Annotated in this window: 7 protein-coding genes; 5 read left to right on the plus strand and 2 right to left on the minus strand. The window is 72.4% G+C overall.

Annotated elements, in window-relative coordinates:
• The first annotated feature begins 27 nt into the window (after positions 1–27).
• Positions 28–3,999 (plus strand): ATP-dependent RNA helicase HrpA, encoded by a 3,972-nt coding sequence (gene hrpA / locus H4F98_RS01240; RefSeq protein WP_220479027.1) that lies wholly within the window; start codon positions 28–30, stop codon positions 3,997–3,999.
• A gap of 30 nt (positions 4,000–4,029) precedes the next feature.
• Here hrpA and H4F98_RS01245 read toward each other — a convergent pair whose 3' ends face one another.
• A complete protein-coding gene (locus tag H4F98_RS01245) occupies positions 4,030–4,560 on the minus strand; it encodes a hypothetical protein (RefSeq protein ID WP_182684838.1) in 531 nt (176 codons plus the stop codon).
• An 83-nt stretch (positions 4,561–4,643) separates the two neighbouring features.
• Between H4F98_RS01245 and H4F98_RS01250 the strand changes: the two genes are divergently transcribed.
• Both H4F98_RS01250 and H4F98_RS01255 read left to right on the plus strand, forming a co-directional pair.
• Positions 4,644–6,782 (plus strand): RelA/SpoT family protein, encoded by a 2,139-nt coding sequence (locus H4F98_RS01250; RefSeq protein WP_182684839.1) that lies wholly within the window; start codon positions 4,644–4,646, stop codon positions 6,780–6,782.
• Between the two features lie 65 nt (positions 6,783–6,847).
• Positions 6,848–8,458 carry a hypothetical protein gene (locus H4F98_RS01255; protein ID WP_182684840.1) on the plus strand — a complete coding sequence of 537 codons (1,611 nt, stop codon included), beginning with the start codon at positions 6,848–6,850 and terminating at the stop codon, positions 8,456–8,458.
• On the opposite strand, the gene H4F98_RS01260 is transcribed toward H4F98_RS01255, so the two are convergent.
• On the minus strand, positions 8,455–10,575 hold the full coding sequence (locus H4F98_RS01260) for a glycosyltransferase (protein WP_182684903.1): 2,121 nt from the start codon (positions 10,573–10,575) through the stop codon (positions 8,455–8,457). The two genes, H4F98_RS01255 and H4F98_RS01260, sit on opposite strands and share 4 nt — an antisense overlap.
• Before the next feature lie 118 nt (positions 10,576–10,693).
• On the opposite strand from H4F98_RS01260, the gene mrcB reads away from it, so the two are divergent.
• Both mrcB and H4F98_RS01270 read left to right on the plus strand, forming a co-directional pair.
• Positions 10,694–13,096: a penicillin-binding protein 1B gene (mrcB, locus tag H4F98_RS01265; protein WP_182684841.1), complete on the plus strand. Its 2,403-nt coding sequence runs from the start codon at positions 10,694–10,696 to the stop codon at positions 13,094–13,096.
• Positions 13,093–13,647 (plus strand): hypothetical protein, encoded by a 555-nt coding sequence (locus tag H4F98_RS01270; protein WP_182684842.1) that lies wholly within the window; start codon positions 13,093–13,095, stop codon positions 13,645–13,647. Before mrcB ends, H4F98_RS01270 begins: the two co-directional genes overlap by 4 nt.
• Position 13,648: the final 1 nt, after the last annotated feature.

Genomic DNA, 13,648 nt, shown 5'->3' on the forward strand with positions numbered 1-13,648 from the left:
TGAAAGTGATAGCGGTTCAAACAACAGATGGAGTCTAGCGATCGAAATGCAAACGCGGCGTCACGGAAGGGGCGCCGCGACGACGCGCAGGGCAAGGCCTTGCAGGCCGCCCGTCGCGCGATCGACGGCGGCCTGAGCCGCGATCGCGGTCGGCTCCACGGCTTGTGGTCGCGCTGGAAGGGGCGACCTGCCGACGCGGCCGCTCAGGAAGCGTTCACCCGTGCGCTGGCGGAGTCGGTGGCCAGGCGCGAAGCGCGCGCGGCCGCGTTGCCGCATGCGCCCGCCGACCCCTCGCTGCCGATCGGGCGCGAGGCCGACCGCATCGTCGAGCTCATCCGCCGGCATCCGGTCGTGGTGGTCGCCGGCGAGACCGGATCGGGCAAGACCACCCAGTTGCCGAAGCTCTGCCTGGCGGCCGGGCGCGGCGCGGCGGGCATGATCGGCTGCACGCAACCGCGCCGGATCGCCGCGCGCGCGGTCGCGCGCCGCGTCGCCGAGGAACTGCAGGTGCCGCTGGGCGGTGCGGTCGGCTACCAGGTGCGCTTCAACGAGAACGTCGGCGAGCAGACCGCCATCAAGTTCATGACCGACGGCATCCTGCTGGCGGAAATCCAGTCCGACCGCTGGCTGTCGCGCTACGACACGATCCTGATCGACGAAGCGCACGAGCGCAGCCTCAACATCGACTTCCTGCTCGGTTACCTGAAACAGCTGCTGGCCCGGCGACCGGACCTGAAGGTGATCGTGACCTCGGCGACCATCGACACCTCGCGCTTCGCCGCGCACTTCGACGACGCGCCGGTGGTCGACGTCGAGGGCCGCAGCTATCCGGTGGAAGTGCGCTACCGCCCGCTTGAGGGCGAGGGCGACGACGAAGACGGCCGGCGCGGCGAACGCACCGTCACCGATGCGATCGTCGGCGCCTGCGACGAGATCACCCGCGAGGACCCGCGCGGCGACGTGCTGGTGTTCCTGCCGGGCGAGCGTGAGATCCGCGACGCGCACCAGGCACTGGAGCGGCGCAAGTACCGCCACACCGAGGTCCTGCCGTTGTACGCGCGCCTCTCCGTCCGCGACCAGGACCGGGTGTTCAATCCCGGTACGCAGCGGCGCATCGTGCTGGCGACCAACGTCGCCGAAACCTCCCTCACGGTGCCGCGGATCCGCTACGTGGTCGATCCGGGCCTGGCCCGCGTCAAGCGCTACAGCCAGCGCGGCAAGCTCGATCGCCTGCACATCGAGCCGGTGAGCCAGGCCAGCGCCAACCAGCGCAAGGGACGCTGCGGGCGCATCGCCGAGGGTACCTGCTACCGCCTCTACTCGGAGGCGGACTTCGAGTCGCGGCCGCTCTACACCGACCCGGAGATCCTGCGCGCGGCGCTCGCCGGCGTGATCCTGCGCATGCTGGCGCTGGGCCTGGGCGACATCGAGGCCTTTCCCTTCCTCGAGCCACCCGAGCCGCGTGCCATCGCCGACGGCTGGCAGCAACTCGCCGAACTGGGCGCGGTCGATGACCGGCGCCGCCTGACGGTGACCGGAAAGCTGATGGCCCGGTTGCCGGTGGACGTGAAACTGGCGCGCATGCTGATCGCCTCCAACGCGCACGGCTGCCTGCGCGAGATGCTGGCGATCGCCGCGTTCCTGGGCATCCAGGACCCCCGCGAACGGCCCGCCGACCAGCGCGGCGCGGCAGATGCCGCGCATGCGCGATTCGCCGATGCGAAGTCCGAGTTCGTCGGCATCCTCAAGCTCTGGGACGCCTACCAGGCGGCCCACGAAGAGATGACGCAGTCGCGCCTGCGCAAGTGGTGCGAGACCCACTTCCTTGGCTTCCTGCGCATGCGCGAGTGGCGCGAGCTGCATCGCCAGCTCAAGCTCATGGCGGCCGACCTGGGCTGGCAGGTGCCGGCCCGACGCGAGGACTTCGATACCGGCGCCTACGCCACCCTGCACCGCGCGGTGCTGGCCGGACTGCCCACCCAGGTCGCGCACCGCAACGACAAGGGACTTTTCGAAGGGCCGCGCGGACGTCGCTTCCAGTTGTTCCCGGGCTCGACGCTGGCCAGGAAGCCGCCGCCCTGGGTGCTCTCGGCCACCCTGCTCGACACCGAGCGCGTCTGGGCGCTCACCAACGCGGCGATCGAGCCCGACTGGGTGATCGCCGAGTTGCCGCACCTGCTGGCCAGGCGCCAGCACGACCCGCGCTGGTCGCGCTCGCAGGGACGCGTGGTCGGCAGCGAGCAGGTCAGCCTGTTCGGGCTGGTGCTCGCGCCCAGGAAGCCCGTCCATTACGGCGCGCTGTTCCCGGAGGAGAGTCGCGCGATCTTCGCCCGCGACGCGCTGGTCACCGGCGAGATCAACACCCGCAGTCCGTTCCTGGCACGCAACCTCGCCACCCTGGCCAAGGCGCGCGAGGAAGAGGCCAAGCAGCGGCGCGCCGGCATCGTCGTCGACGAGGACTGGATGGCGCGGTGGTACCTGGACCGGCTCCCGCCCGACGTGCACAACGCGCAGGCGCTCGATGCCTGGTACCGCAAGCTGCCGGCCGCCGGCAAGGCGGGGCTGGAGTGGTCGCTGGACGAGTTGATGATCGGCGACGAGACCGACGCCGACCGGTTCCCGCCATGGATCGCGCTGGGCGACGTCCGCCTGGCGGTGAAGTATCGCTTCGAGCCCGGCGCGCCCGACGACGGCATGACCCTGGCGGTGCCGCTGCACCTGCTCAATGCGCTGGACCCGGTACGCCTGTCCTGGCTGGCGCCGGGGTTCGCCGTCGACAAGGCCGCCGCGCTCATCAAGTCCCTGCCCAAGGCACAACGGCGCAACTTCGTGCCGGCCCCGGATTTCGCCCGCGCCTTCCACGAAGCCCATCCGGGTCCCGATGGCGGCGACGGGTTCGAAGGCAGCCTGGCGCGTTTCCTGAAGAAGCTCACCGGGGCCGAGGTCGCCGCGCTGGATTTCGACGGGGCGGCACTCGAGCCGCACCTGCGGATGAACCTGCGCCTGCTCGATCGCGACGGGCGGCGCGTGCTGGCCGAATCGCGCGATCTCGATGCGCTGCGCCGCGAGTTCGGCGAGCGCGCTGCGCGTGCGTTCGCCGAACGGGCGGCCGATGGCCTGGCCCGCCAAGGCATGACCGCGTTCCCCGACACGCCCATCCCGGTGTCCGTGCCCGGGGCCGGCGGCGTGCCGGCGTGGCCGGCGCTGCACGACGAGGGCGACAGCGTCTCGTTGCGCGTGCACGCCGAGCGCGACGTGGCCGAGGCGGCGCATCCGGCGGGCGTGCGCCGACTGCTCGCGCTGGCCAGCGCCGACCGCATGAAGCAGGCACGCAAGCAGTTGCCGGTATCGTCGCGGACGGGGTTGCTGTACGCGGCCATCGAAGCCGCCGAGCCCCGCGCGACCGGTATCCGCGACGGCGACCGCCTGCGCAACGACCTGGTCGATGGCGCGTTCGCCGCGCTGGCGCGCGAGGGGCTCGACGCGATCCGCGACGCCGCCGCCTTCGATGCGCGCGTCGCCGAAGTCGGGAAGGCCCTGTTCCCCGAGGCGGTCGAACGCCTGAAGCAGGCCGAGGCCATCCTTGCCGCGGTCGCCGAGGTGCGCGCCCGCCTGGAATCGCCGCTGATGGGCTGGGCCAGCGGCAACCTGGACGACATGCGTGCGCACCTGGCGGCCCTGGCGCCCCCCGGTTTCCTGCGCGACGTCCCCGCCGCGACCCTTCGCGAATATCCGCGCTACCTCAAGGCCCTGGCCCTGCGCGGCGAGCGCGCGCTGCGCGACCCGACCCGCGACCAGGCGCGCATGCTGGAACTCAAGCCCTTCGTGGATGCCCTGGACGCGGCGCGCGGGGCCGGCATGGCCCGGGACCCGGAGTGGCAGGCCTTCGGCCGCGACCTGGAGGAACTGCGCGTGTCGCTGTTCGCCCAGGAACTGGGCGCGCGCGGCGGCGTGTCGCCGAAGAAGCTCGCGCAGCGGTTGTCGCAGCTCCAGCGGTAGACGCCCGGGGGCAGGCCCCGGGCGCGGGCGTCATTCGATCCGCTTGACCTTGGCGTTCTTGTTGTAGCCCTCCACGGTCATGTACCAGGTGTTGCCGACCAGGCTGGGCTTGATGGTGACGTTGGGGTTGGGATTGCGCGCGCCGACCAGCGTCGCGTCGTCGACCTGCTCCCAGACCTGGCCGTTGTCGAGCGTGTAGCGACGCCCCTTGCCGAAGCCGCGGAACTCGCTGGTCATCCGGCCCGTGACCGGCTCGGTGGAGCCGAAGCTCAGGAAGCCGCGGTTGTCGTCCTCGACCTTCTTCTTGGCCGCGGCGGCCGCGGCGGTGGCGGCCGCGGTGGTCTCGGCGGAGATCTTGCGGCCAAGCCAGCGGTTGAGCTCGGCGAGCTCGCCGGCATCGAGCTTGTCCAGGCCCGCGGCCTTGAATTCATCGGCGCTCATCTGCTGCTGGATGGGCGCCTGGGCGTCGGCTTGCTGCGCCCAGGCATTGGAGGCCGTCGCCACCGGCAGCAGCGCCAACGCGCCGGCCAGGGCAAGTGTGCGAAGGTGGAAAGCAGGCATCATGGTGTTCCTCCAGGCAGTTGGCGCTAGTGTAGACGCCACCGGTCGGGACGACACCTCTCCCGTTTTTCCCCCGCAGCCGCATGACCGCCACCGAAGCCAAAGCCCTGCTTGCCGAGCCGGCCCTCGGCGTCGTGCCCGCCGACGCGCGGGACGCGCTCGCGCGTGCCTTCGACGCCCCGGGCGTCGAGGAGGGGGCCCGCGACGCACCGCCGGTGGTGGCCGACATGCTGGACTCGCTGGCCCGGCTCGGTGCCGACGGCGACACCGTGCTGGCGACCTTGCTACGGCAGTATCCGTCCCTCCCGGCGAAGCTGGGCAAGGATTTCCAGGACGCGCACCCGGCGGTGTTCGGCCTGCTCGAAGGCCAGCAGGCGGCGGCGCAGGTGCGCGAACTGCACGCGCAACAGGCCAACCGCGCCGGCAGCGAGGGCCTCCGGCGCCTGTTGCTGGCCATCGTGCGCGACCTGCGCGTGGTGTCGATCCTGCTGGCCCGACAGCTTGCGCGCATGCGCCATGCCGCGGCCCTGCCCGAGGCCGAGCGCCGCGCCCTGGCGCTGCTGACGCGCGACATCCACGCGCCGCTCGCCAACCGGCTCGGCATCTGGCAGCTGAAGTGGGAACTCGAGGACCTGGCCTTCCGCTACCTGGAGCCGGACACCTACAAGCAGATCGCCCGCCTGCTGGACGAGAAGCGCGGCGCCCGCGAGCGCTACATCGAGTCGGTCAAGCAGATCCTGCGCGAGGCGATGGCGGCGCAGGGCATCGAGGCCGACATCGCCGGACGCCCCAAGCACATCTTCAGCATCTGGAAGAAGATGCAGCGCAAGGACGCCCCGATCAGCGAGCTCTACGACCTGCGCGCGGTGCGCATCCTGGTCGGGGACGTCGCCGCCTGCTACGCCGCCCTGGGCATCGTGCATGCCCAGTGGGCGCCGGTCCCCAGCGAATTCGACGACTACATCGCCCGGCCCAAGCGCAACGACTACCGGTCCCTGCATACCGCGGTGATCGGCCCCGAGGGCAAGACCCTTGAGGTCCAGATCCGCACCCAGGAAATGCACCGGGCGGCGGAGCTCGGCGTGGCCGCGCACTGGAAGTACAAGGAATCCGGCAGCCAGGCCGCCGATGCCGCCTTCGACCGCAAGATCGCCTGGATGCGTACGCTGCTGGAGGCACGCGACGACGAGTCGCTGCTGGCCGGCGCGCTCGACAGCGAACTGGTCGAGGACCGCGTCTACGTGCTGACGCCAAAGGGGGAGGTGGTCGACCTGCCGGTCGGCGCCACGCCCCTGGACTTCGCCTACCAGGTGCATACCGAGATCGGCCATCGCTGCCGGGGCGCCAAGGTGGACGGTCGCATCGTGCCGCTCGACCACACGCTCGCGACCGGCGACCGGGTGGAAATCATGACGGCGCGGACCGGCGAACCGCGGCGCGACTGGCTGATCGAGTCCAACGGGTTCCTCGCGAGCAGCCGTTCGCGGCAGAAGGTACGCACCTGGTTCCACAAGCTCGACCGCGCCCGCAACGAACAGGCCGGCAAGGACATGCTCGACCGCGAGTTGCGCCGGCTCGGCCTGCTGGGCGCGGACCTGGCGCCGGCGCGCGAGCGGTTCAGCGTGGCCCAGGACAGCGACCTCCACATCCAGGTGGCACTGGGCGACCTGGGCCCGCACCAGGTCGGTCGGGTCCTGCTCGAGCACGAGCGCGCCGAAGCGGCGCCGCGCCCGGCGCCGCCACCCGTTCCCGCCGCGCCGCGGCGCCCGCGCGAGCGCAGCAGCGAATTCACGGTCGAAGGCGTCGGCAACGTCCTCACCCAGATGGCGCGTTGCTGCCAGCCCCTGCCCGGCGAACCGATCGTGGGCTACCTCACCCGCGGGCGCGGCGTCAGCGTGCACCGGCCCGGCTGCGCGACCTTCGCCCGCCTGGCGGCCTCGCATCCACAGCGCGTCCTGCCGGTGGAGTGGGGGCGTGCGGGGAGCATGCACGAGATCGACGTGGAGATGCGCGCGATCGACCGCAAATGGCTGCTCAAGGACGTCACCAACCTGGTCGCGCAGGACAACGTGAACGTCTCCAGCATGCGCAGCGAGCACGAGCGCGACGGCGCGCACGTGCGCCTGCACCTGCGTCTCAAGGTCGTCGATTTCGGCCAGCTGTCCACGGTGCTGGGGAAACTCGCGGCCCTGCCGGGCGTGGAGCACGCGCGGCGGGCGTGACCGCCCGCCTTCGCTGAAGCGCCGCTCAGGCATGGCGCGGGCGCAGCGACTATGCTGGACGCCCAATGGATCGTGACCCTCCAACTGCCGCCCGCGGGGGCGGGCCCCGTCGTGTCGAGCCGCGCATCGATGGCGGTCGCCTGGCGTCGATGCGCCTGTCGCGACCCGCGCCGGCGGATGCAGGTCACGCACGCCCGGCCTGGTGGTGGTGGGCCGTCGCCGCCCTGGGCGTGGCCATGCTGGTGCTCCTCGTCGTGCGCAAGCCACTGGCCGATCGGCTGTGGCCGGAAACGCGCGCGCAGCAGTTGCGGCTGGATGCGGCCCAGGCCCTGGTCGAAGGCCGCCTGACCGCGCCCGATGGCAGCGGCGCTCGCGAACTCTATGAGGCCGCCAGGGCGCTGGAGCCCGATCGCCTGGAAGCACGCGAGGGCCTGGCCCAGGTCGGCGAGGCGGCATTGCGCCAGGCCGAGGCCGCGGTCGATGGCGGACGCCCGGCCGAGGCCTGGCGCGCGCTCGAACTGGCCCGGCAGATGCACGTGCCGCGCGCGCGCCTGGACCAGGTCGAGGCGCGGCTGCGCCTGCTCGAGATGGATGCCGCGGATGTCGACCAGTGGCTGGTCGGCGCGGACTCGGCGCGGGTGGCGGGGCAACTCGTCGGCACCGCGGATGCCGCCCTTCCGTTGTACGAACGCGTGCTGGCGGTGCAGCCGGACCGGGTGGAAGCGCTGGAAGGCCGCGAGGACGCGTTGTCGGCCCTGGTCCGCCAGGCGTGGACGGCGATGGACGAGGGCGCACTGGCACGCGCCGGCCGGCTCCTGCGACTGGCGCGCGGCTACGATGCGGGTCACGTCGAGTTGCCCGATGCGCTGGCCGAACTGGCGCGCAGGGGCGAGCAGTTGCAGCAGGATGCCGCGCGCGCCCTTGCCCAGCGCCGCCTGCCCCAGGCGCAGGCACTCTGGAGCGAGCTGCTGGCCGCGGACCCGGCCAACACCGCCGCCCGCCGCGGCCTGGACGAGGTCGCCGGCGCATGGGCCGCGCGCGCGCGCCGGGAGGCCGCCGACTTCAATTTCGAGGGGGCCGATGCGGCCCTGCGCGAGGCCCGCGCGGCCGCGGGCGTACTCGGCACGTCGAGCGTCGACCTGGACGAGGTCGAACGCGACGTCGCCGCCGCCCGCCGGGTCAGCCAGCGGGTGCAGGCACCCGGCGGCGACCGGCTTTCGCCGGCGCAGCGGGAGCGACGGCTGGTCGACTGGCTGGAGCGGGCCGAGGCCGCCCGGGCCCGCGGCGACCTGCTGACGCCTCCCGGCGACAGCGCCTACGACCGGTTGGCCGCCGCCCGCGCGCTGGCGCCCGACGATCCCCGCGTGCGCGAGGCCACCGCGCGCATGCTGCCCACGGCGGTGGCCTGCTTCGACGACGCCCTTCGCGGCAACCAGTTGGTCGGGGCCGGGCGCTGCCTGGAGGCCAGTGCCGTGCTTGGGATGGACGGCGCGGCGCAGGCGGCGGCGCGAGAGCGACTGGCCCAGCGCTGGGTGGCGGTGGGCGACGAGCGCCTGGGCGCGGGCGAGCTGGCGCGCGCGGACGCGGCGATCGCGGCGGCCCGGGCACTCGATCCACAGGCCCCCGGGCTGGACGACCTGGTCCGCCGCTTCAGGGCCGCTTCGATCGAACCCTAGGCGCGTTCCGACGGCTCGTCGCCGCGCAACAGCACGCGGCGGACGACCCCGCGCCCGGCGTCCAGCGAGAAGTGCTGTTCGACGTTGCGGCGTGCGTTCGCCGCCAGTTGCTGCCACAGGACCTCGTCGCCGTGCGCACGCAGCACGGCGTCGGCGAACGCCGGCGGGGTGTCGGCGACCAGGACATCGTGCCCGTCGACCAGGTGCATGCCCTCGACCGCGCAGCGCGTGGCGACGACCGGTTGTCCGTGCGCCATGCTCTGGTTGACCTTTCCCTTGACCCCGGCGCCATAGCGGAGGGGGGCCACGGCGACGCGCGCGCCCTCCAGCCAGGGCGCGAGGTCGGGCACGTGGCCATGGACCTCGATGCCATCGTGGCCGTGCAGGCGCCGGATGGCGTCGGGTACGTCGCCCCCGATGCAGTGGAAGCGCAGTGCCGGCGCCCGCGCCCGCAGCAGCGGCCAGACCTCCGCGGTGAACCACAGCACGGCGTCGACGTTGGGCGGATGCCTGAAGCCGCCCACGAACATCACGTCGCTGCGCTGGCGGAAATCCGGGCCGTGCGCGGGCAGGTGGTGCAGGTTGGACAGGACCTCCACCCGCGTCCCCGGGGCGTCGCTTGCCAGCAACTCGCGCTCGACCGCGCTGACCACCAGGGTGGCATCGCTGCGGTGGACCAGGTCGAGTTCCAGCTCGCGGGTGCGTTCGGCGGCGCGCGCCAGCGCCGGATCACCGGCCAGTTCGGCGCCCCGGCGCTCGCGCAGGTAGTGCAGGTCGACCGTGTCGAACACCAGGCGCGCCCGGGGCGCGTGCTCGCGCAGCAGGGGCAGCATTTCCCGCATCACGTAATGCCGGCAGACCACGACCGTGTCGAATCGCGCCCCGTGTTCACGCAACCAGGCGGGGAACCGCCGGGCAAAGGGGGCGAACCAGGCCTCGATGCCCAGCGACTGCAGGTGCCGCGTGTGCTCGCCGTCCTCCCTGAGGTTCGCGGGCAGGAAGACGACATGGGCACCTTCTTCGCCCAGCAGGCGCATCAGGTTGACCAGGCGCAGCGAGCCGGAGTCGTGGTTGGGGCGCGGCGTGAGCGCGTCGACCACGAGCACGCAGCGCGCATGATGACGGTCGGTGACCCGGCTGAGCGGGACCTCGTGCCCGGGGTGTCCGGCGAGCCGCCTTTCCCAGCGCGACGCGAATTTGGCCTGGTTGCGCAACTGGTAGGCTTTCACGCCCTTGCGCGTGTCCGTGCCGGCGGTGGCGCCTTCCACGTGGACGATCCGGCTCCGGGGCTGCACCAGCACCTGCAGGCCGCGCTCGCGGACCTTCATGCACAGGTCGGTGTCTTCGTAGAAGGCCGGGGCGTAGAGCGGATCGAAGCCGCCCAGTTCGAGGAACAGGTCGCGGGCGATGGCCAGCGCGGCGCCGGAGCAGTAGTCGACGCGGCGCACGAAGGCCACGGCCGGGGCATCGGCGGCCTGGTGGCGCCCCAGTTTCTCCGCCGAACCGTCGCGCCGGACGATGCCCCCCGCCTCCTGCAGGCGCCCGTCCGGGTAAAGCAACTGGCCGCCGGCGACGCCGGTGCCGGGGTGCGCGTCGAAGGTGTCGATCAAGGCATCCAGCCAGCCCGGCTGGGGCACGGTGTCGTTGTTGAGAAAGACCAGGTAGTCGCCCTTCGCGATCGCGGCACCGTCGTTGCAGGCCGCGATGAAACCGCCATTCTCCGCGCGCCGGTGGTAGCGCAGGCCCGCCACCTGCCGCAGCGCGGCCTCGGTGTCGTCGGTCGAGCCGTCGTCGACCACGATCACCTCGAAGGTGGTGGCCGGTGGGTGCGCGGCGACCGCCCGCAGGCAGGCCAGGGTATGCGCGAACTGGTCGTAGACCGGGATCACGATGCTCGCCCGAGGCGGGTTGCTGCAGGGCAGGGTGAAGGGCGCGAACGGGCCGGTGTCGGGCAGGTAGAGGTCGGGGCGCTGCTGCCGCGGGACCCGCTGGAACTGCTTGAGCACGCGCTCCCAGGAGGCCCGCCAGCCGCGGGTACGCAGGCTCGCGAGGCCGCGACGGCACAGTCCGGTGATGCGGTCGATCTGGAAACGGATATCGGCGGCGCTCATGCGTATCCGTGCACTGGCATTGCTGAAGGAACTCCCATCGCGGGTCCGCGGCCGCCGCGGATGCGGGGTCGCGCTGCGCTAGACTCGCCGGAACGAGGGCGCCGCCCCGCCATTGTCCCACGCCGTGGCCCGAAACCCGCACAAGCACGTTCCGTACGAGGAAGACGAGATCGACGACGACAACAGTCCGCGCTGGCGTGGCCGGCTGGTGACCCTGGTCCTGGCCCTGGTGGCGCTGGGCCTGGGCTTCCTGGTCCCGTACATGATCTACCTGAACCACGAGGTCGGCGAGCGCTTCGGGCAACTGCAGTGGCAGATCCCCACCCGGGTCTACGCCCGCCCGCTGCGCCTGGAGCCGGGCCTGCGCATGGACGCCGACACCCTGCGCACCGAGCTGGCGGCCGCGGCCTATCGCGAAGGCGACGGCAAGGCGCCGGGTACCTATCTGCACGATGGCAGTCGCTGGGTCATCGCCAGCCGCGGCTTCAACGACGTCGACGGTCCAGTGGCCGCGCGCCGGGTCGAGCTGCGGCTCGCCTCGGGCCGCGTCACCCGCCTCGGGGGCGTCGAGGGGGAGAAGGGACCGGAGCAGGCCCGCCTCGACCCCGCCCGCATCGCCACGCTGTACGGACAGAAGCAGGAGGAGCGGCGCCTGGTCCGGATCCAGGACGTGCCGGACCTCCTGGTCACCGGCCTGCAGGCGGTGGAGGACCGCGATTTCGCCCACCACCACGGCATCGACGTCGGTGGGATGATGCGCGCAGCCTGGGTCAACCTGCGCTCGGGCGCGGCCCGGCAGGGCGCCAGCACCCTGACCCAGCAGCTCGCGCGCAGCGGGTTGCTCGGCATCGGTCGCGAGCAGACCTTCACCCGCAAGGGCAAGGAGATCCTCTATGCGATCCTGATCGAGTCGCGCTACGACAAGGGCACCATCCTGGAGGCCTACCTCAACCAGGTGTACCTGGGCCAGCGCGGCGCACAGGCCGTGCATGGCGTCGCCGCCGGCGCCGAGTTCTGGTTCGGGCGCGACCTGAAAAACCTCAGCACCGAGCAGATCGCGCTGCTGGTGGGCATCGTCCGCGGCCCGTCCTATTACGACCCGCGCCGGCATCCGGCGCGCGCGCTGGAGCGCCGGAACTTCGCGCTGGGGGAGATGCACGAGACGGGCCTGATCGACGATGCCGAGTACAAGCGCGCGCTGGAGGCCCCGCTGGGCATCAGCCAGACCCCGGGCAGCCTGTCGGCGAACCGCTTCCCGGCGTATATCGACCTGGTCCGGCGCCAGCTCGCGCACGACTATCCGGCCGACGCCCTGGCCGGCGCCGGCCTGACGGTGATGAGCGGCATGTCGCCTTCCGCCCAGGCCTACGCCGAGGCGGCCGTCATCCGCGCCCTGAAGGACCTGGACAACGACAAGCGCCCGCCGCTGGAGTCGGGGCTGGTGGTGACCGACGTCCACAATGGCGACGTCGTGGCCCTGGTCGGCAGCCGCGACTTCGCGACGCCGGGCTTCAACCGCGCGATCGAGGCCAGGCGCCCGGTCGGCTCGCTGATCAAGCCCTTCGTCAACCTGCTGGCCCTGGCCCAGCCGGGGCGCTGGTCGCTGGCGAGCTGGGTCGACGATTCGCCGGTCAAGGTCGCACTGGGGCGTGGACGGACCTGGGAGCCGGGCAATTCCGACGGCCGCAGCCACGGCACGGTGCGCCTGGTCGACGCCCTGGCCCATTCCTACAACCAGGCCACGGTGCGGATTGGCATGGCCGTCGCCCCGGAACGCATCGCCGCGCTGCTCAAGACGCTCGCCGGCATCGAGGCCCAGCCCAACCCCGCGTTGATCCTGGGCTCGCTGGACCAGAGCCCCTACGCGATGGCGCAGCTGTACCAGTTCCTCGCCTCGGACGGCGAAATCCAGCCGCTGCACGCGGTCCGCGGCGTCCTCGACGCCGAAGGTCGCGCGCTCAACCGCTACGACAAGGCCCCGGCGCCGGCGCAGGAGGGCGACGCGGTCGCCGCCCGGCTGATCACCATCGCGCTGCAGCAGGCGGTGTCCGGCGGCACCGGCCGACGCCTGGTCGCCGATGGACTGGGCCACCTGGCCCCCGCCGGCAAGACCGGCACCAGCAACGATGGACGCGACAGCTGGTTCGCCGGCTGGACCGGCGACCACCTGGCCGTCATCTGGATGGGCAACGACCAGAACGAGGCCACGGGCCTGTACGGCGCCACCGGCGCGATGCGGGTCTGGTCGAACATCTTCCGCAAGCTGCCCAGCGCCACGTTGAAGGTCAGCGACAAGGGGCTGGACTGGGCCTGGGTGGTCGATTCGGCCAGCACCGATGCCAGCTGCGAGGGTGCGCGACGGTTCGCATTCGTCGCCGGCCAGGCGCCGGCCTACGCGCCCTGCCCGCTGCCGGAACCCCCGCCGGTCGAGGAGAGCGGGCGTGGCGGCTGGCGCGAGTGGTTCGGTTTCGGCCGCGACCGCGACGACGAAGCCGAATCCGCGCGCGAGGAGGCGCCGACGCCATGAACCGACGCGCTCGGTCCCTGCCGGCCTCGTGCCTGCTGGCCACGCTGGCCTTCCTGGCCGGCTGCGCCACGCCCGCACCCGCCCCGGACGCCGACGTGCCCGCTTTCGACGCCGAAGCCGCGGTGGCCGCGATCCGGGCGACCGGCAAGGCCAGCGGCGGCGAACTGGACGTGCAACCGCTGCGCGATCCCCAGGTCACCGACCTGATGGCCGAGGCCGATGCCCTGGAGGCGCAGCGCCTCTACCGGGCCGCGGCCGAGCGACTGGACATGGCGCTCGAGGTCGCCGCCGACGACCCGAACGTGCTCCAGCGACGCGCCGAGCTGGCCCTGCTGCTCGACGAGCCCGATCGGGCCGAGCGTTTCGCCCTGCTCGCGCAGGCGGCCGGGACCGAGGTCGGGCCCTTGTGCCGCCGCCATTGGGAGACGGCGCTGCAGGCCCGCCGGGCCGGCTCGCGACCGCCGGAAGACGCCGGCCTGCCGCGTGTCTCCGAGGAGGAAATGACCCGTCGCCGCGAAGCCTGTACCGTGGCGCCCCCGCCGCGTTACTGAG

Origin of the sequence: Marilutibacter spongiae (assembly GCF_014145325.1) — a bacterium.
In the GTDB taxonomy this organism is placed as follows: Bacteria; Pseudomonadota; Gammaproteobacteria; order Xanthomonadales; family Xanthomonadaceae; genus Marilutibacter; species Marilutibacter spongiae.